The sequence below is a fragment of the Loktanella sp. F6476L genome (assembly GCF_023015725.1).
Lineage (GTDB): Bacteria > Pseudomonadota > Alphaproteobacteria > Rhodobacterales > Rhodobacteraceae > Yoonia.
This window is the reverse complement of the sequence record NZ_JALKAR010000002.1, coordinates 301,486-321,052: the sequence shown is the minus strand read 5'-3', so window position 1 is coordinate 321,052 and position 19,567 is coordinate 301,486. Positions and strand designations below refer to the sequence as shown.

17 protein-coding genes and 1 tRNA gene are annotated in these 19,567 nt (G+C 51.8%); 3 read left to right on the top strand and 15 right to left on the bottom strand.

Features of this window, described 5'->3' with window-relative positions; translation table 11 throughout:
- Window positions 1-368: 368 nt before the first annotated feature.
- The 7 genes from MWU61_RS06875 to MWU61_RS06845 all read right to left on the bottom strand — a co-directional run bounded on the left by MWU61_RS06875 (window position 369) and on the right by MWU61_RS06845 (window position 8,351).
- Window positions 369-2,831, bottom strand: coding sequence for a DEAD/DEAH box helicase family protein (locus MWU61_RS06875; protein WP_247127547.1), 2,463 nt, complete (start codon window positions 2,829-2,831; stop codon window positions 369-371).
- A complete protein-coding gene (locus MWU61_RS06870; RefSeq protein ID WP_247127546.1) occupies window positions 2,822-3,643 on the bottom strand; it encodes a hypothetical protein in 822 nt (273 codons plus the stop codon). Before MWU61_RS06870 ends, MWU61_RS06875 begins: the two co-directional genes overlap by 10 nt.
- A gap of 282 nt (window positions 3,644-3,925) precedes the next feature.
- Window positions 3,926-4,561: a recombinase family protein gene (locus MWU61_RS06865; RefSeq protein ID WP_247127545.1), complete on the bottom strand. Its 636-nt coding sequence runs from the start codon at window positions 4,559-4,561 to the stop codon at window positions 3,926-3,928.
- A gap of 928 nt (window positions 4,562-5,489) precedes the next feature.
- Complete coding sequence (locus MWU61_RS06860) at window positions 5,490-5,852, bottom strand: hypothetical protein (RefSeq protein ID WP_247127544.1); 363 nt, start codon at window positions 5,850-5,852, stop codon at window positions 5,490-5,492.
- Between the two features lie 117 nt (window positions 5,853-5,969).
- On the bottom strand, window positions 5,970-7,718 hold the full coding sequence (locus MWU61_RS19860) for a site-specific integrase (RefSeq protein ID WP_247127543.1): 1,749 nt from the start codon (window positions 7,716-7,718) through the stop codon (window positions 5,970-5,972).
- Window positions 7,719-7,818: 100 nt separating this feature from the next.
- Window positions 7,819-7,894, bottom strand: a tRNA-Ala gene (locus MWU61_RS06850).
- A 118-nt stretch (window positions 7,895-8,012) separates the two neighbouring features.
- Window positions 8,013-8,351 (bottom strand): TIGR02300 family protein, encoded by a 339-nt coding sequence (locus MWU61_RS06845; protein ID WP_247127542.1) that lies wholly within the window; start codon window positions 8,349-8,351, stop codon window positions 8,013-8,015.
- Window positions 8,352-8,420: 69 nt separating this feature from the next.
- Between MWU61_RS06845 and MWU61_RS06840 the strand changes: the two genes are divergently transcribed.
- Window positions 8,421-9,152 (top strand): SprT family zinc-dependent metalloprotease, encoded by a 732-nt coding sequence (locus MWU61_RS06840; protein ID WP_348645574.1) that lies wholly within the window; start codon window positions 8,421-8,423, stop codon window positions 9,150-9,152.
- A gap of 31 nt (window positions 9,153-9,183) precedes the next feature.
- Window positions 9,184-9,831, top strand: a complete 648-nt coding sequence (locus MWU61_RS06835; RefSeq protein WP_247127744.1) for a GntR family transcriptional regulator — start codon at window positions 9,184-9,186, stop codon at window positions 9,829-9,831.
- Here MWU61_RS06835 and MWU61_RS06830 read toward each other — a convergent pair.
- Together MWU61_RS06830 and MWU61_RS06825 are read right to left on the bottom strand one after the other, a co-directional pair.
- Complete coding sequence (locus MWU61_RS06830) at window positions 9,828-10,424, bottom strand: TerB family tellurite resistance protein (protein ID WP_247127541.1); 597 nt, start codon at window positions 10,422-10,424, stop codon at window positions 9,828-9,830. The two genes, MWU61_RS06835 and MWU61_RS06830, sit on opposite strands and share 4 nt — an antisense overlap.
- A gap of 105 nt (window positions 10,425-10,529) precedes the next feature.
- Window positions 10,530-10,838: a hypothetical protein gene (locus tag MWU61_RS06825; RefSeq protein WP_247127540.1), complete on the bottom strand. Its 309-nt coding sequence runs from the start codon at window positions 10,836-10,838 to the stop codon at window positions 10,530-10,532.
- 180 nt (window positions 10,839-11,018) lie between these two features.
- On the opposite strand from MWU61_RS06825, the gene MWU61_RS06820 reads away from it, so the two are divergent.
- On the top strand, window positions 11,019-12,044 hold the full coding sequence (locus MWU61_RS06820) for a sterol desaturase family protein (RefSeq protein WP_247127539.1): 1,026 nt from the start codon (window positions 11,019-11,021) through the stop codon (window positions 12,042-12,044).
- A 1-nt stretch (window position 12,045) separates the two neighbouring features.
- On the opposite strand, the gene lpdA is transcribed toward MWU61_RS06820, so the two are convergent.
- From lpdA to sucD, 6 genes are all read right to left on the bottom strand, one after another.
- Complete coding sequence (lpdA, locus tag MWU61_RS06815; RefSeq protein ID WP_247127538.1) at window positions 12,046-13,434, bottom strand: dihydrolipoyl dehydrogenase; 1,389 nt, start codon at window positions 13,432-13,434, stop codon at window positions 12,046-12,048.
- Window positions 13,435-13,506: 72 nt separating this feature from the next.
- Entirely contained in the window at window positions 13,507-13,899 is a 393-nt protein-coding gene (locus tag MWU61_RS06810; RefSeq protein WP_247127537.1) for an MAPEG family protein, read from the bottom strand.
- Window positions 13,896-14,372, bottom strand: coding sequence for a hypothetical protein (locus MWU61_RS06805; RefSeq protein WP_247127536.1), 477 nt, complete (start codon window positions 14,370-14,372; stop codon window positions 13,896-13,898). Before MWU61_RS06805 ends, MWU61_RS06810 begins: the two co-directional genes overlap by 4 nt.
- Window positions 14,373-14,454: 82 nt before the next feature.
- Entirely contained in the window at window positions 14,455-15,639 is a 1,185-nt protein-coding gene (odhB, locus tag MWU61_RS06800; RefSeq protein WP_247127535.1) for a 2-oxoglutarate dehydrogenase complex dihydrolipoyllysine-residue succinyltransferase, read from the bottom strand.
- Complete coding sequence (locus MWU61_RS06795; RefSeq protein ID WP_247127534.1) at window positions 15,636-18,596, bottom strand: 2-oxoglutarate dehydrogenase E1 component; 2,961 nt, start codon at window positions 18,594-18,596, stop codon at window positions 15,636-15,638. The genes odhB and MWU61_RS06795 overlap by 4 nt, the downstream gene beginning before the upstream one ends.
- 83 nt (window positions 18,597-18,679) lie before the next feature.
- The gene (gene sucD, locus MWU61_RS06790; protein ID WP_247127533.1) at window positions 18,680-19,564 is read right to left on the bottom strand and encodes a succinate--CoA ligase subunit alpha; all 885 of its coding nucleotides are present in this window, start codon (window positions 19,562-19,564) and stop codon (window positions 18,680-18,682) included.
- Between the last annotated feature and the right edge of the window lie 3 nt (window positions 19,565-19,567).

Here is a 19,567-nt window from a genome sequence, read left to right as displayed (position 1 = left end):
TACAAAACGCTTATTTCATTGGTTTTCCTAGGCTACACTTTAGACCGTTGTGTAGTGATTGTGTAGTACTTGTTTCGCCTTGGGAGACGGAATGCGGACATGAGCTGCCCATAATCGGGCATCGGGGTGATCGGATCTGATTAAAGTAGCCGTTCAATTTGATGGATGTCCACAAAGCTTCAATGTCAATATTTCTAAGCTACCTAGGAACAACATTTGCATAATGCGGAGACCGTGGTGTTTTCATTCACAGCCTCAAAATTCGTGGTGTCACTCACAATCTTATCAAGAGGGGGCACGTGTTGTAGTGCTATAGGTCACCTTCCGTACTGCAAATGCTCAATAAGGAATTGCGATACCGCTCTGAATCAAAGTCCTGCCATCAATTTCGTTTCAAAAATGACTAGTGGATTTTCCTGCTTTTCTAGCATCGCGGCAACGATTCTCTCGTCAAAGACCAATTGACGGTCCTCGTCATCTACAAGAGTTACGAAGTCAGAATATTCCTCAAGAAGTCGAACAGCAAGGTGATTGTTGAAGCCAGCTTTTATCAACTCGATGGCAAATCCATCATTTGTGCCATACTTTAACTCGTTGTATAGATTTTCGGCGATTAGGCCCAAGTCATAAGTCAACTCTACATATTTATGCAAATTAGCTTCAATGAAATCGAAATCATCCTTAATGCGAACAATAGCGATATTGATTTTCTCTGCGTCTGTTTTTTGGCTGAGGTCGACCCATTGTTCTGAGAACGAATTCTCCAACTTAATATCACCCCAACGCCCAACGTAGATCAGTCCTTCCATGTCGGACCAGTAGTCCAAATACGTCTTGACCATCAAGGGTAGGGGTAGATGTTCCATCCTCCAGCGTAAAAGCATCGAGTAGAAATTTCGCGGGCCCATTTTAATGAGCCGCCGGATCTCAAAAGTATCATGGGTCTCAGAAATCCGAGAAATAAAGCTAGTACATATAAGATCTAAGAACTCATCGATTGATTTAAGCTCTTTTGTTTTGGCAATTTCAATACTGATTTCGTGTTCAAATTCTAGAATGTCCAATTCTGTCAGGTTGTGGACAAATGCTAGGTAACCAAACTTGGTTTTTGCAGATTTGACATCGGAGCTCGGAACGTCTCTAGTTGTAGGATCGATAACGTCAAGAAAGGTGTCCGCTGTATCACGCACTGAGGCATGAATTTTTTCTTGGTTTAAATCGACTAAGGGATTCTTGTTCTCGTCCTTTAGTTTGGTATCGACGCGTAGGCGTTCATGAAGGTAGTTTTTGATATTTACGGATTTATGCATATACTCATCGTTGTTTATGATATGCACTTCCGGCATCAAGAGAGCAGCCTCGAACCGCTCTGAACTGAAGATTTCTTTGTAACGACCAACTCTACCTACTAGGTTCTTGAGTTGCGACGAATTTAGGACGCCTTTCCCGATACTTAATGTAGGTAAAAAGATGCAGCTCGCGGGAATGTTTACCCCTTCTAGCAGTGTTGAGTTGCAAATAATGAACCGTGTGTGAGTGAGGCTCGAAAAGAGGTGTTCAACATATAGCTTCACGATGTCGGAAACCGAACCATGGTGGTAGAGCACACCCTTTTTTAGTGATTTTGCGAGTAAATATTCCGGGTGAACATATTCAGCGATTGCATTTGCTGCTTCTTCAATTTTTTCATCATCCAGTGGCGGAAGCGCAAGCAACATCGACCGCACCATTTTTTCAATCTTAACGGGGCGGTTTTGATAAATGATGTTTTTGCAACCAGAGTTGTCGATGATGTAGCTATCAACCGAAGTGTTGTGATGATGACCTAGGGGGTACAGTTTATCGAAGAATTGATCGTAAAGGTGCACAACTCCATCGTCTCTTAGGTTGCAAACTACGAATTTTTCTGATTTTACGGTACGCCTGACTCGCATACCTTTTTTTTCTTGGTCTTGGTGTCTCAGGCTAATGTTTTGTGGGTCTGCGAGAAATGGAGTAAAAAATTTTATGACAGACTTTCGTCCAGCCCTTTCTGCCCTGCTGGAGTGCAGGATTATTGCTTGATTGAGCAATACCTCGCGTGGCCCAGAACCGAAAATATTGTGCGCCTCATCAATAAGTAAGTGGTCAAACGTGTCGTTAGGGTATTTAACAAAGTGTCGAAAGAAACGTTCTTGTGTATAAACGCAGATAGCCTCCTGATTTGATGCGCCATGTGAGTCTGGATGCAGGATGATTTGTGGAACCCAAGGAGTGTCTTGTTCGGTTGTTTCTCTTGAATTCGCCAATAACCTGCGTTTTGTTTGTGCAATTAGTGCCTTCGTAGGAACAATAATGCAGATCTTTGATTTCGATGCGCTGCGGCAGTAATTGACAATTAGTTCTGATTTTCCAAATGAAGTTGGGGCGGAGATCGCTACGTTTGTGTTAAGGTTTTCTTCGAAGAACTGTTTTAATTCCCATTGATCGTTTGTCAGGGTGATGCCATCTGACTGATAGGATTCAAGCGTTGATCTCAGTACTGCCTCTGAGAACAATCCCATGTGTGGCTGATCTTCAGCAGGGATATCATTCAGAATTACGCTTAAGAGAGGTGCAAATCCTTCACTAGCGGCAATGTCAAAAAGTGCGTTATAGGTTTTGAATCTAATGCTGTATGCAATCAAAATGCGATATGCGAGATCTCTCATTATCTGATCACCATCTCGATGGCATTCTAAAGAGATAGCCAAAAGAGCGATTTTTTCTTTATCTGATATTTCTGAATCATTAAACAGCTTCACATAAAGGGAAGAAAATGTGCCTTTTCGCAATTTGCTGATCATGGACATAGCGCGGCCTCACTCTCGATAAAGGTCAGGACGGCGGTATAGGTTTTTTTCTGTGCGACGAAGTAGGTAAGGGATTTATATTGCCCCCATTTTTTATAGGCTGCTATGCTTTTTGCAATCTCCTCCAGATCGCAGAAACCTTTATCACCGTTGAAGTTGATACCAGCTAGAATGACATTCTGATCTTTGGCCGAGGGGAAAGTCAGCGCCTCATCACGACAAACCTCTAATATTGCTTCAATCTTGTCTCGAAGGTCGGTTTTTTTTAGTGCGCTACTGCAGTGAGACAAAGCATTGTTCCACAGGTTATCAGCAGGTTTGTTGAGTTTGCCGTTCATGTCGTTGTTAGATACTTTCAGAAGATTCAAGACCTTTTTTTTAGAGTCTGAGGTCAAAATTCCGCTTGCCTTCACTTCTACAAGGAACAATTCGCCGCTTTCTTGCTTAGTTAGAACAAGATCAAAGCCTTTTTTTATACTAGATTCTTCTAGATTGAACATGCGGTTAACGGATACATATCCAGCGCTAGGTCGCGCAAGAAAGAGGTGAGTTATCAGTTCGCCCGCCATTCCAATTTGCGTCTTGAAATGCTTATTGGAGACCCGACCCCATAGCGATTGCATCGTGTACTCATAGCTTTCAGCAACTAGTTTCGATCCGTTTGCAGTTGGACCCCAACAAATCTCTGCAAGCCTCTCTTTTAGAAGGTCTTGGAGTTCGACGGTAAACTCATCAATGGAGACCACAGTAATTGCAGGGTTCTGAAAAACCTTCACTCCTTCGATGTCTTTTGTTTCCTTAGCTAATGGCATTATCTTTCACTCAACTAACTGTATTGTCTCTAAGTCATAATCTTTAATTTGAAATGCGTGTATTGAATTTCTTTGATTCAACCCTAACGGATTTGATGCTTGGGGGTCTAGGGGGATTTTGCAATACAAACAACAATTTATGGCAATTTCGGGAGTTGGGCGTGTCTCCGAGTTTGCCCGCGCATAGATTGTGTCGAAATGTATGATTAACGTTTAGATTGTTGCGTAGCAATGTTGCTGCTACCATTTGGGATTAGAAAAGAGCAAAATCCTCTAACAGACTTAAATATTCCATTTGGAAAGTGCCGCCTCAGCGGTTTCAGGCTTGTCTCTGATACGCAAAACCGTCTGTCTGGTCAGGCCGGTAGCCTTGGAGATACTTGAGGCCCCCTCACCTAATGCAAGCCGGTCTATGACAGCCTGATAGGTCTTGCGGTCATAGCTTGGCTTCTTGCCGCGATAACGTTGCTGGTCATCTTTAGCGGCCTCAATTCCGGCCCTCTGAGCCTCCTTGGTGGCTTCCGCTTGCGCCTGTGCTGTAGCGGCCATAAAGGCAATGAGAGCGTCTCTCACAGCCGCTTGCATGGGGTCTTTGGTTGCCCCATCGAAGGTCATCTTGTTGATAACAGTCTTGATGATGATACCCCTCCGCATGAAGTCTCGGATGGTGTCGGTGACGTCCTCATAGTTGCGGCCTAAGTGGTCAACCCAGCGCACAACAAGGACATCTCCAGACCGAAGGATGTCGAACAACCTCTTACCCTCAGACCGCTCAGAAAGGCGTGTGTGGATGCCTGAGACGCCGTGGTCACTTACTACCTTGTCGATGGTGAACCCAGCAGCCTCTGCTTGGTCTTTCTGGTGAGTGAAGTTCTGGTCTTTGGTGGACACGCGGGCATAGAAAACGGTTTGGGACATGATGACCTTGGGTGTACGTTAGGTTGGTGTCCGTTGATGTATGTCAAGTCTTACGTACACTTAATCACTGTCCATTCAGCGTGACCACAAAGGTATACCTTAACGTACACCTTGGGGCTTATGACCAACTACTTCGTCACTTCCTAATGAAGGCTATGCCTTACATCGGATTGACCCATTACAGGCTTGACCAATTTCATAGGTAGTTTGATGGTCATCATGGTCATCATGGTCATCATGGTCATCATGGTCATCATGGTCATCATGGCTCTTGATCTATGTTAGTGATCCTCTCATCCATTCTTGGTTCTTGGTTCTTGGTTCTTGGTTCTTGGTTCTTGGTTCTTGGTTCTTGGTTCTTGGTTCTTGGTTCTTGGTTCTTGGTTCTTGGTTCTTGGTTCTTGGTTCTTGGTTCTTGGTTCTTGGTTCTTGGTCTTCGGGCTCTAGCCCGCCGGGCAGTGGGGGTAATCTCCTTTCTCTATAAGGTGGGGGTAATTAAACGCCCGCCCAGCTCACACCAGAGGAGCTAGTACCCATTCCGTGGTGACAGACCCAAGCACATAGGTTCGTGCTTCCTCGCTTCGCGTTGGTCGTGGTACGTGACGATAGTTCATGGGGGTAAGGGGGGGGGGGATCGCAACGCTCCTATATATTAGATGACCTAAGACATTTTTGTCGGAAAAATCATCGTAGCCTAGTGCCGCATCACCTTAGCCTTCACCCCTTATTATAATATGGTGACGACGCTTTCTGACCGCCACGATTGAAGCATGGTGGTCAGAACAAGTTATGCGGCGATCAGATAGCGATATGGTGCAGAGATCACTTCACCAGTTTTAGGTTCGGGAGCTTTGCCGTAGACGACGCATTTCACACTGTGTTTCCAGAAACGCCAACAGTAACGATTGGCAAGCTGACTGATCGTTTTTTAGCTTTTGGGACTGTTGCAGTAGAAAAGTTGCTTCTTTTGAATTGGTGGTTTCAGCAGCATCTTGTTCGTCAAGATTTGGCGGAGACCTGAGTGACCCGAACGGGCTTGGTCTATGAAGTCTTTCAGTACGCCTAGTCGCGCTGCAGGGGCGGTCGTGTAATACATCTCAGCCAGCCGTTTTGAGCGATCAAACAGCAGTTCGTTGTCTTGCCTTTTACTGTGGCTATGTGCGCTGTTAGCTGGCGTCTGTGCGCGTTTCTGGCGCTGATACTTAGCCTTGCGACAGTTCGGGCCGCAGTAAGTCTGGTCCTTTCGTCTACGGGCAAAAGCAAGGCCGCAGACCGGGCATTGGGTCTTCATTGGGGTAATCCTGTGTGGGTTCCTTCTCAAAGGAGGGGGTAATTCCCGCCTCTGGAGTGCCTTAGGATTACTAGTTCCGCACTTACCCGAGCGGTGCGTCAGCGGTCTTCTAGGATTTTAGCGATCTGAGCGATAGGCTGGTATCGCGGCCCAATCGACAGAAGGGTAGCAGATAAGCTGTAACGAGGCATTGAGGTCGCTGATGTCGTAGCCTTCACCACCATATGCGCCACCAGTCCCGCCCTCCTCGCGGCCAGCTATGGCCTCTCTATGGCCGTGATAGACCTTGGCATTGCGACAAGCGTCCTGAAAGTTATGCCGAAGGCTGTGGAATGAAGTCTTGTCCGTTTTGATGTCAATCTTCTCCATGTACTCCGAGAAAAACGTCGTGACGTTCGCTGAGAAGTAGCCTTTCGCGCCAACTTTCAGATCAGGGAAAAGTCTTGCTTCTGGAGTAGCAGCGCCCGCGCGGTCAGAAACTAACTCTAACAGGCCTGACTGCTTTAGTTGATTGTGTATTGGGACCTTCCGGCGTGATGCGTTGCTTTTGGTCCGTTGAAACGCCATCTCATCAATGATGTGAAGATAGTCGACACCATCCTCGGTCTTTATGTCTGAAATCAGTAGCTGACCGATTTCGTTCGACCTTGCTCCGGTCCAGACAGCAATCATCGGCAGCCAGAACTTCCAATGGCTAGTCATCTCAAAATTGCCGCGTCTCGCGCAAAATCGTGCGGAATGACAAGTACGCCAAACTGGGCTGCTAAAAAGGGTCGTCAGGTCGGCCTGTGAGATCGGAGCGCGTTTGTTCTTGGCGCTAACATTGTCTTTTAAGCGTAGCTTATGCACGGGGTTAGAGATGTCTTCGATGCTATTAATCTCAAGCCAAGTGAAGAAGGCCCCAACTCGCGTCATGGCTTTATTGTAGGTGGCAATGGATAAAGGTTTTAACCCTAATTCTTGAGCCTTCTCGACTGCTTGTAGCAGGGGCAAGTCACGTGTCTCTTTTAGTTTCCTAACATTGGCGGGAAGCTTGGAGAGCACTGCCTTGAACCGCAGCCCGTCTGCTTTGCCGTAGTCGGTGTAAGGGCGATCTCCTACGATTTCTATAAAGACTGCTAGCCAATGCGGATAATCGGCCTGTGCTTGCTCGGACCAATCTGACCTCGACTTTTCTTCCACCCAATCCGCGACTTTAAATGACAACAGACTGGCCTGCTGCACGGCGGGCGCGGGGGCTTGAGGGGTCAGGACCACATCCCCTTGTTGACGGGCCTTCGTGTCTTTGGAGGCCAGCACAACAGCTTGCTGCAGGGCCTGAGCTAGGCGCTTTCGGTCGGGTGACGCAGGTGCAAGCTTGAGATTGATATCACTCCAGCTGAGCACCTCATCAACTTCACCATCCCAGAAAGGGTCGGACTTACCCTGTGCGGACAGATGACGCGCATCCTTGTCAAAGTTGTCAATCCGTTCGCCATGCTCTGCAAAGGTGGTTAACGGCTCATCTGGGAGCGCATCTATCACCTTGCCGTCATCATCGAGTTCAACGAAGCCATCTAGCCGAACCTCCTCATCTTCCTCCAGCAGGTGGCGGTAGTACGCATCACGAACCGTGTTGATTTGGTCTGGTGTAAGAGCGTCCAGCACATCAGCGTTCTCACGTGCCAACTCGAGACGATGATCGGCGAAGCGTTGGTCAACTTCGACAGCGGCCACGCGCACCCTCAGGAGCGCTTCAGCGTGGTCTTTCGTCTTCAATGAGAAAACTTCTTCGGTCTTTGGGTAGGTCTCTTTGATATCGTTTGGGATTGCCGCACGATGATAATAGACCGCACCTCTGCGGTACAATCGGGTGTGTCCAGCCACGGCTTCTAGCCTCTTCACTGTAGCACTTTCCCGTTACACTTGGACATCAATCACCTGTAAATCAAAGGTTTTACAGTAAAATAAGGGGTTCGAGAGGTGATGGTGGAGCCTAGCGGGATCGAACCGCTGACCTCCTGCATGCCATGCAGGCGCTCTCCCAGCTGAGCTAAGGCCCCATCAGATGTGGATATTTCCACATGGGAACGACTTGCGTCGCGTGCTGCTGTCTATGCAGCGTGGCGGGCGAGATCAAGATCAAAAATCTCGCCCATCACGAAAATCTTCTGAGACGAATTAATCGTCGTCGTCGCCAGTGGCAACATCAGCTAATTCTTCCAATGAAACGGTATCATCGTCATCATCTTCCAGAACGTCGTCGCCCAGATCGACATCATCATCGTCGTCCGCGTCTTCGTCGTCCAACACCAGATCATCGTCTTGATCCGCGTCTTTGGCGTTCATTTTCTTGGTCTGCGCATCTTCGGCATCAGCAACCATCGTCCGTGTCTTGCCAGTCTCAACAGGGACTTCTTTCCCTGTGTACGGGCTGATCACCGGCGTGGCGTTCAAATCGTAGAAGCGTTTGCCGGTCTCGGGGCAGAGGCGCTTCGTGCCCCACTCTTCCTTAGGCATTGGCTATTCCTTATAAATCTGGTCGTGCTCTTGCAGCGGATCGCTGCCAACTGCCATAAGCAAACAGTGGTGTCAAAGCCTTTGGCACAGGTCAACAACGGAACTATGGATATGGGCCACCATACCCTGCATGGCAACCCCCCGATTGAGGTCGCTTTACGCCGGTCATCTACCGCCAAACGCCTGTCTTTACGGGTGTCGCGGCTGGATGGGCGCGTCACACTGACGATTCCTAAGCGCGCGCGGGTGCCAGAGGCGGTCGCATTCCTCGAAGAACGCGAATCGTGGCTGCGCGGGCATCTGTCCCAGGTCCGCGAATTACACGTGGTTGAAGCAGGCGGCACGGTCCCTTTTGCCGGTCGGTTGATCCCCGTTGTGGCAGGGCGCAGCAGGCGGGCGATGCTGACCGAAGATGCATTGCATGTCCCAAATGAACAGACTGCGGGCCAGAAAGCCCAAGCGTTGTTAAAAGCGCAGGCGCGTAATGTGCTGGCCTCCGCGTCGGATCGTTATGCTGCGCAGATTGGTAAGACCTACGCCCGATTGTCGCTGCGTGATACGCGGTCGCGGTGGGGGTCGTGTTCGTCCAAGGGAACGCTGATGTATTCATGGCGGCTGATTATGGCCCCGCCAGAGGTGCTGGATTACGTCGCCGCCCACGAAGTCGCCCATTTGGCTGAGATGAACCATTCCCCTGCGTTTTGGGCCGTCGTGGAACGGCTGTATGGGGATCACATGCCGGCACGTCGTTGGTTACGTGAAAACGGTGATCAATTGCATCGGGTACAGTTCGGCGATTGACCTGATCCGGTTTTGTGATCACAAAGATCACATGATTGCGCCACGTCCCCTAGATCCAACCGCTGCTGCCCACGAACGTGTGTATCGCGCATTGCGTACCCAAATTATGCATGGTGAAATTGATCCTGGGGCGGCGCTGACGTTGCGGGGAATCGGTAAGGATTTTGATGTCTCCATGACGCCCGCGCGCGAAGCCGTGCGGCGTTTGGTGGCGGAAGGGGCTTTGTCGCTTTCGTCATCGGGGCGTGTAACAACACCCGAACTGTCCAACGACCGGATCGAAGAACTCGCGACATTACGCGCGATGATCGAACCGGAATTGGCCAGCCGTGCCTTGCCACGGGCGCATTTTGCGCTGATCGAACGGCTTGAGGTGATCAACCAAGGTGTCAGTCAGATGGTCGCGCGGCACGATGCATCGGGCTACATCCGTATGAACCTTGAATTCCACCGCACGCTTTACCTGCGGGCCCAAGCGCCCGCGATGTTGGCGGTGATGGAAACGGTTTGGCTGCAACTTGGCCCGACGATGCGTGCGCTTTACGGGCGGCTCAATCGGACCGAACCGCCTTATCACCACAAACTGATCCTCGCGGCGTTGAAGGCAGGGGATGAACCCGGTTTGCGATTGTCAGTCCGGACAGACGCAACACAAGGGCTGCGGATGTTGAAAGCCTAAGCAGGCATCGCAGTCGGGACGATGGTCCGTGGTCTATCGGTATGCAAAGCCATGCGAATTTGATCACGGAAGACGGCAGCGTCATGGCCCAAGGCCGTGCTAAGCGCCATCAAAAAATCGTGCTCGGCGCTCGTCAACGCACCGTCGGCGGCGGCGACGTCAACGCAGGCTCTCATGATCGTATCACGTTCGATCCGGGAAAATGGCGCCACAATTCCAAGCAGTTCGTCAGCTTCTGTTGTCTGTGCATATTTCGCAGTGATCATCTTTTGGCTGACAGTATTGCCGGTCAAATGCTTGTAGGACCGCAACAACACCTGAAGGGTGTTCTGGCTGATGTCGCCGCTCAGCCGTGCGGTGTGGAACATCATCGTAAGCAATGTTTCGGAGAACATCGGTGTTTCAGGCAGTGATGGAACTTCGATTTTTGTCTCTTCACGGGGGCGTTTGCGCATCGCAACAAACAAAATGAGAACGATCCCCAAAACGATTCCGCCGTATTTCGTCACCACCCAAAGTGTCGTCAAAGTTGCCGCAGACGCAGGTGTTGCCACGAGCATAAGGATCGGGAGAGCCATCAATAAACGCTGCATTTGCCTGTCCAACAAAGGTTTAAGTTGAGCAAGGTTAGCGCGGCAATGTGGTTAACGTGTGGTTGCAGTCAGACATGAGTATGACAAATTCTACCTGCTCGTCTGTTAGGATTCATCCGTTTCATCAAAACGCAAACCATGTTTGCGGGCAAACCAGATGAACAAAGGTATTTCCATTAAACTCATGGTCACAAAAGAAAATATGAACCAATTCGTGTTGAATAGGATCATATCAAAAGCCAGATCGCGCCCTAGAAATAATGCGCCAGCCAGAACCAGGGCCGCGACTGAAATAACAACGTCGCGCCACATGATGGCATTCCAGCTCTTGTGCGGCAAGCTCGGGTAGGCCCACAGATATGCGAAGGCCAACAAAGCCGCGTTGATGATCAGAATTGTAGCTTCGGGGGACACATCAAGGATCCTTCGTTGGGCATATCATAGATATGAAATGCAATGCGATCGCGCCAGTGCGTGTCTGATGGGTCGCATATCTACGGGTTGGCGCGGTATCGACCCATTTTCGTTGTATTTGAGCCCATTTTTTAAGATTTTAATGACAAAAGAAGAAATATCAAAAGCAGGTCATAGAGCATGACAGACACACTACTCGCATTGTTCGAGCGGATTTCGACCACGTTGTCGGATCGGTTCTGGGCTGTGATCGCGTACCCAACAAGCTCGGATCACCGTCTGTTTTGGGTTTACCTGATGACAAGCGCTTTGTTCGCGTTGTTCGTCTACCGCAAGACATGGCCGCGCAAGGGCGACGATACACCGTCGTTTCTTGCGTTTCTGTTCCCAAAAAAGGTCTGGAGCAATGCATCGGCTTGGCTTGACCTTCGTTTCTTCGTGATCAACGAACTGACAATGAAATTGATCCACATCGGACTACTGGCTGGCACATTGGCGTTCACGTTTCAGCTGATCACCGGATCAAACGAACTGGTCGCTTTCAACTGGAACGAAGTGCTGACGATCAAAGGCATGTCGATTTCGTTGGCTTACCTGATCATCGCGATCGCGGTCGGGGACTTCATCGGGTTCTTCATCCACTACTTGCAGCATAAGATCCCGTTTTTGTGGAATTTTCACAAGGTTCACCACAGCCCAGAGGTGATGCATCCGCTGTCGAATTTCCGCGAACACCCGATTGATAACATCGCTTATAGCATCGGAATCGGCGCTGGTTACGGCGTTTTGATGGGCGTCGTCGCCCTTGTCTTCGGATATGTGCCACGCCCGCCAGAGGTGTTGGGCGTGCCTCTGTTCTTCTTCTTGTTTAACGTCGGCGGCTACCACCTGCGTCATTCGCATGTCTGGCTACGGTGGAAAGGGAACTGGTCAAAGGTGTTCCCGTCGCCCGCGCACCATCACGTGCACCACAGCTGCCATCCTGATCACCTCGACAAGAACTTCGCGTTCATGTTTCCGATATGGGATGTACTGTTCAAAACCTACCACATGCCCGACGATGATCGGGACGTGAAATTCGGGCTCTATGGTGTGGAAGAAACGGAATATACATCCGTTTGGAAGATTTACACGCTGCCGTTTCGCGATTTGTGGCGCAAGCATGTGGGTGTTGCTGGCCCCGCGAAAGAGGCCAGCAAAGATTGATTTACATGTGGATCGCGCCGTCGCCACAGGCGAGGGCGGCTTCGCGCACCGCTTCGGAATAGGTCGGGTGCGCGTGGCATGTACGTGCGATATCTTCGGCAGCCGCGCCAAATTCCATCGCAACGCAGATTTCGTGGATCAAATCGCCCGCCATTGGGCCGATGATATGTGCGCCCAAAATCCGGTCGGATGACGCATCCACCAACATTTTCACAAAACCGTCGCCGGCAAAGTTCGCCTTGGCCCGACCGTTGCCCAAGAACGGAAATTTGCCGACTTTGTATGCGCGGCCTTCTTCCTTGAGCTGTTCTTCAGTCTTGCCGACGCTGCCAACCTCTGGATGCGTGTAGATTACGCCCGGGATAACATCGTAGTTTACATGCGGTTGCTGGCCGGCGATGCCTTCCGCGACGGCCATGCCTTCGTCTTCGGCTTTGTGGGCCAACATTGGACCGTCGATCGCATCGCCAATCGCATAGATACCAGCCACGTTGGTCGCATATTTCGCGTCCGTTTTGATCTGGCCACGCTCGGACATCGCCACGCCAAGCGCATCGAGACCCAAACCGGTTGTGTAAGGTTTACGGCCTGTGGCGACCAGCACGGTGTCCGCATCAACTGTGTGCTCGGAATCGTCTTTGCGCAGTTTATACGTCACTTTGGCCTTGTTGTTCTTGGTCTCAACGCCTTGAACAGCAGCGCCCAGCGTGAACTTCAGACCCTGCTTCATCAGCAGTTTCTGGAACGTCTTCGCAACCTCGGCATCCATACCCGGTGTGATTGCATCGAGGAATTCGATCACAGTCACTTCGGCACCAAGGCGGGCATAAACGGACCCAAGTTCCAGCCCGATGACGCCTGCGCCGATCACGACCAGTTTCTTTGGAATTTTGCCAAGCTCAAGCGCGCCGGTTGATGTCACGACGGTCTTTTCGTCGACTTCAATACCCGGCAGGGCAGATGGTTCGGACCCTGTGGCGACGATGATGTTTTTCGCCTCGTGGACGTCGTCACCGACTTTAACCTTGCCCGCCTCAGGGATTGATCCCCAGCCTTTCAGCCAGTCGATTTTGTTCTTCTTCATCAAGAATTCAACACCGCCGGTATTCTGACCGATGACGTTGGCTTTGTAGGTTTGCATCTGCTTCCAATCGACAGACGGGGCTTTGCCCTTCAGGCCCATTTCGCCGAAGTTATGTTCGGCTTCGTGCAGCATATGGGTGGCGTGAAGCAATGCTTTGGATGGGATACAGCCGATGTTCAGGCAGGTCCCGCCAAGCGTTTCGCGCCCCTCAACAATGGCCGTTTTCAGACCAAGCTGGGCGCAACGAATGGCGGAGACATAGCCGCCGGGACCTGAACCGATGATGATGACGTCGTAGTTAGCCATGGGGGATCTCCTAGGGCGAAATTGGGCTGTGACTCGCGTGCACAATACGTGCACAACGCGTGCACCGCGATGTTAGAACAAGAGCGCTGACAGGATCATCAGCATGGTTGCGGTGAAGCCTACGAACCAAATGAGCGACCGCCAAGGGGTCCATCCAAATGTGTAAGCAGGGACATAGAGGACGCGGGCACCCAGATAGGTCCACGCGCAAATTGCGGAGAATGCGGTCGCCTTGTCGCCAAGCACAACAACAACGACGGCGATGGTGAAAAAGATCAACCCTTCGAAATGGTTGTTCATGGCGCGCTGCAAACGACCAGCGGCGCCTGTCAGGGTAATATGCGTATCACGCGGACCCATTGCCTTTTTCGGGCCGACCTGCAGGTTCGCGAAGACGGAATAGAGCATGAACTGAACTGCTTGGAGAACGGCGGCAAGGGCGAGGACGGTGAGTTCGGGGGTCATGCGACTTTTGCTCTATACTTGGTATTCTCTGTTGCGCCAAAATGGCTCGCGCCCAACCACGATAAAAAATACAACACCAAAAATGGAGGAAAAAACACTGAAATGACCACACATAACCCTGCGAACAAAAGTGGTTGTTTCAAGAAAGTCTGAAGAAGCCCAAGCGTGTCCAAAAGGTCAATTTGAAAATTCCAGAGCGAGGCCAAGATCTTTAATAGCGAGGTAAAGATATTTGCCGAAGCCTTCCCCACCTTCTCCGCACTGGAATCGAGCGCATCGAAATCTCTTGTCTGTTCCAGATCCACACTTTCTGAAGCACTCGATTTGTGAACTAGCCAGCCAATGTAAGCGCCAAGTGGAGTAAAAAACCAAGCGGCATTGTACGCGGACCCACCAAACGCCAATCCCATTGACGAACCAATGAACAAGCCAAATAGTGCGCCCGCGATTATTGTGGAGATAGATCGCCTCATAGGTTCATCCGATACGCTTGCAGAACTAAGTGCTTGAGAGACCTTTTAGTCTTTCAAGCACCACAAATGCGTTTACCGTTCCTTACAGATCCATCAACAACCGCCGTGGGTCCTCGAGCGCTTCTTTCACGCGGACGAGGAACGTCACCGCACCTTTGCCGTCGACGATCCGGTGGTCGTAGGACAGTGCCAGATACATCATCGGACGGATCACGACCTGACCGTTGATCGCCATCGGGCGGTCTTGGATTTTGTGCATGCCGAGGATGCCGGACTGCGGTGGGTTCAGGATAGGGGACGACATGAGGGAGCCGTAGACACCGCCGTTGGAGATCGTGAAGGTCCCGCCCTGCATTTCTGCCATGGACAGCTTGCCGTCGCGGGCTTTTGCGCCCATCGCACCGATTGCCTTTTCGATACCCGCAAAGGACATCTGATCGGCATCGTTGATCACTGGGACGACAAGACCCGTTGGCGTACCTGCGGCGATGCCCATGTTGACGTAGTTTTTGTAGACCACGTCGGTGCCGTCGATCTCAGCGTTCACTTCGGGCACTTCGTTCAGCGCGTGAATGCAAGCCTTCGTGAAGAAGGACATGAAGCCAAGCTTCACACCGTGTTTCTTCAAGAACAGGTCTTTGTATTCGTTGCGCAGCGCCATCACCTCGGTCATGTCGACCTCGTTGTAGGTGGTCAGCATCGCGGCGGTGTTTTGGCTGTCTTTCAGACGTTTTGCGATGGTCTGGCGCAGGCGTGTCATCTTCACACGTTCTTCGCGCGCAGCCTGATCCGCAGCAACGGGTGCACGTGGGGCGGCGGCAGCAGGGGCAGGTGTGGCCAGCGCGTTCAGCACGTCGCCTTTCATCACACGGCCGTCTTTGCCAGTGCCCTGCACGTCTGTCAGGTTGTTTTCGGCCATCAGTTTTTTCGCGGATGGCGCGTCTTCGACGTCTTTTGTTGCAGCGGCCGGGGCTGGTGCGGCTTCTGCCTTTGGTTCTTCTTTCTTGGCAGCGGGCGCTGGTGCTGCGTCGCCTTCGCTAATTTGTGCCAGCAGGGCGTCGACGCCTACAGTTTCGCCTTCTGCAGCGACGATTTCAGACAACGTACCGGCGATGGGTGATGGCACCTCTACGGTCACCTTGTCTGTTTCCAATTCACACAGCATTTCATCAACCGCGACGGTGTCGCCGGGTTGTTTGAACCATGTGGCGACCGTGGCTTCTGTCACGGATTCACCCAGTGTTGGGACGCGAACTTCGGTGCTCATTTGTTTGATCCTTTAATCGTCAGCGCATCGTCAACGAGGGCTGTTTGCTGTGCTTTGTGTTGGCTGGCCAAACCGGTCGCAGGGGATGCGGCGGCGGCACGACCGGCATAAGCCGGACGGGTGTTTTTCGCTTTGATACGGGTCAGAACCCATTCGATGTTTGGTTCCATAAAGGACCAAGCACCTTGGTTCTTCGGTTCTTCCTGACACCAAACCATTTCGGCATTCTTGAACCGTTCAAGTTCGTTCACTGCAGACTGCGCAGGGAACGGATAGAACTGTTCGAACCGGAGGATATAGACGTCCTTGATGCCGCGCGCGTCGCGTTCTTCCAGCAGGTCATAGTAGACCTTACCAGAACACATCACGACCTTCTTGATCTTGTCGTCCGCAACCAGTTCCGTGTCCGAATTGCCCTGCTGGGCATCATCCCAAAGAACACGGTGGAACGATGATCCTGTCGTGAATTCTTCGGCTTTGGAAACAGCCAACTTGTGACGCAGCAAAGATTTTGGTGTCATCAAGATCAGCGGCTTACGGAACGTCCGGTGCAGCTGGCGGCGCAGCAGGTGGAAGTAGTTCGCAGGCGTTGTACAGTTCGCAACGATCCAGTTGTCGCCACCACACATCGTCAGGAAACGTTCCAGACGGGCGCTTGAATGCTCGGGCCCTTGGCCTTCGTACCCATGTGGCAACAGACAAACGAGACCGGACATCCGCAACCATTTGCTTTCACCAGAACTGATGAACTGGTCAAACATGATTTGGGCACCGTTGGCGAAATCACCAAACTGGGCTTCCCAGAGTGTCAGCGCATTTGGTTCAGCCAGCGAATAGCCATATTCGAACCCAAGCACCGCGTACTCCGACAGCATGGAATCGATGACTTCATACTGGGCTTGACCCTTGCGGATGTTGTTCAGCGGGTAGTACCGATCTTCGTTGTCCTGATTGATCAGGCCGGAATGACGGTGGCTAAAAGTGCCGCGCGTACAATCCTGACCGGACAGGCGGACAGGGTAGCCTTCTGTCTGGAGCGACCCGAAAGCCAAGGCTTCGCCCGTGGCCCAGTCGATATTTTCGCCGGTCTCAAACATTTTCGCTTTTGAATCCAGCAGACGGGCAACCGTTTTATGCAGCGGGAAGTTTTCCGGTGCGGTCGATAGCGCCTTACCAACAGCCTTGAACGTCGCCTCATCAATCGCGGTCACGCCGCGCTGGTAGTCGTCTTTGTGACGATCCAAATGCGACCATTTCCCGTCGAGCCAATCGGCCTTGTTCGGTTTGTATTCCTTGCCAGCTTCAAATTCGGCATTCAGGTGCGCTTGGAACGCGGCCTTCATGTCTTCAATTTCGCCTTCCGGGATCAGGCCGTCCTTGACCAAACGCTCGGTATACAAAGTCAGCGTGGTCTTCTGCTTTTTGATCTTCTTGTACATCACCGGGTTGGTGAACATCGGCTCATCGCCTTCGTTATGACCAAAGCGGCGGTAGCAAATGATGTCGAGAACGACGTCTTTGTGGAACTTCTGACGGAATTCGGTTGCGACGCGGGCCGCGTGCACAACCGCCTCTGGATCATCCCCGTTCACGTGGAAAATCGGGGCTTCGACCATCAGGGCGATGTCCGTCGGATAAGGGCTGGACCGGCTGAAATGCGGAGCAGTTGTAAAACCGATTTGGTTGTTCACAACGATATGCATCGTGCCGCCGGTTTTGTGACCTTTCAGGCCAGACAAACCGAAACCTTCGGCGACAACACCTTGGCCAGCAAAGGCTGCATCACCGTGCAGCAAGATTGCCATGACCTTTGTGCGGTCTTCGTCGTTCTTTTGGTCTTGCTTGGCGCGGACTTTCCCGAGAACAACAGGGTTCACAGCCTCAAGGTGGGACGGGTTCGCAGTCAGGGACAGGTGGACCGTATTGTCGTCAAAAGACCGATCAGATGACGCACCAAGGTGGTACTTCACATCGCCCGATCCATCGACATCCTCGGGCTTGAACGACCCGCCTTGGAATTCGTTGAAAATCGCGCGGTACGGCTTTTCCATGACATTGGCGAGGACCGACAAACGACCGCGGTGCGGCATGCCGATCACGATGTCTTCGAGACCCAATTGACCACCGCGTTTGATGATCTGTTCCATCGCAGGGATCAGGCTTTCGCCGCCATCCAGACCAAAACGCTTCGTGCCCATATATTTGACGTGCAGGAACTTTTCAAAACCTTCGGCTTCCACCAAGGAATTCAAGATCGCTTTCCGGCCGTTTTGGGTAAAGCTGATTTCTTTGCCCAGTCCTTCGATGCGTTCTTTCAACCAGCCTGCTTCATCAGGGTTCGAGATGTGCATGTACTGCAGGGCAAATGTGCCGCAATAGGTGCGGCGGACAATCGCGATGATTTCGTTCATCGTCGCGATTTCAAGGCCCAGCACGTTGTCGATAAAAATCGGGCGGTCCATGTCAGCGGCGGTGAAACCGTAAGACGCCGGATCAAGTTCCGGATGCGGGTCATTATCGCGCATGCCAAGCGGGTCGAGGTCCGCAATCAAGTGGCCGCGAATCCGGTATGCGCGGATGATCATCAACGCGCGGATGGAATCCAGAACGGCGGAACGCACCTGTTCTTCGGACAGACCAACACCCTTTTCGGCAGCTTTGCCTTTGATCTTTTTGCCAGCGGCCTCTGGTTCGGCGGCCCATTGGCCATCAAGTGCTGCTGTCAGATCGTCGTTTGGCACGGGCGGCCAATCGGTGCGACCCCAAGACGGGCCAGCGGCTTCGGCCTTTGCATCCGCAGGTGCGTCGCCAAGCGACCGGAAGAAAGCCTGCCAGCTTTCGTCGACAGCGCCGGGATTGTCGGCATAGCGGGCATAAAGCTGTTCGATATATTCCGCGTTATGCCCTTGCATGAAGGAAGAGGCGTGGAAAACGTCGTTGGGGGATTGGTCGTTCATGAGGGGACCTCATTGGGGGTTAGGTCGGGCATGGAGTTCCCTTCGAAAAGGGGTGAGGCGGGGTTGCCCCCGCCTGCGTTTTCTTACTTCGCAATCGCTTCCAGCACAGCTTCGCCAAGCGTGGCCGGGCTGTCTGCTACGACGATTCCTGCGGATTTCATCGCTTCGATCTTGCTTTCTGCGTCGCCTTTACCGCCGGCAACAATCGCACCAGCGTGACCCATACGGCGGCCAGGAGGCGCTGTACGGCCAGCGATGAAGCCAGCGGTTGGTTTCCAGCGGCCCTTCTTGCGCTGCTCGGCCAGGAATTCGGCTGCTTCTTCTTCTGCAGAACCGCCGATTTCCCCGATCATGATCATGGAATGTGTTTCATCATCGTCGAGGAACATGTCGAGCACATCGATATGCTCGGTCCCTTTGATCGGGTCACCACCGATGCCTACGGCCGTCGATTGGCCCAAACCGCTGTCAGATGTCTGTTTCACTGCTTCGTAAGTTAGCGTGCCGGACCGGGACACAACACCCACGCTCCCGCGTTTGTGAATGTGGCCGGGCATAATGCCGATTTTGCAGGCGTCAGGTGTGATGATGCCCGGGCAGTTTGGCCCGATCAGACGGGATGCAGAGCCTTCAAGGGCACGTTTCACGCGCATCATGTCCAGCACTGGAATGCCTTCGGTGATACAGATGATCAGTTCCATTTCCGCGTCGATCGCTTCGAGGATGGAATCCGCAGCGAAGGGCGGAGGCACATAGATCACGGACGCATTTGCTTCGGTCACGGATTTGGCTTCGTGCACAGAATTGAAGATCGGCAGGTCCAGATGCGTCTGACCACCTTTGCCGGGCGTCACGCCGCCAACCATTTTGGTGCCGTATGCAATTGCTTGCTCGGAGTGGAATGTCCCCTGAGACCCTGTCAGGCCTTGGCAGATAACTTTGGTGTTTTCGTCTACGAGAATGGCCATTGG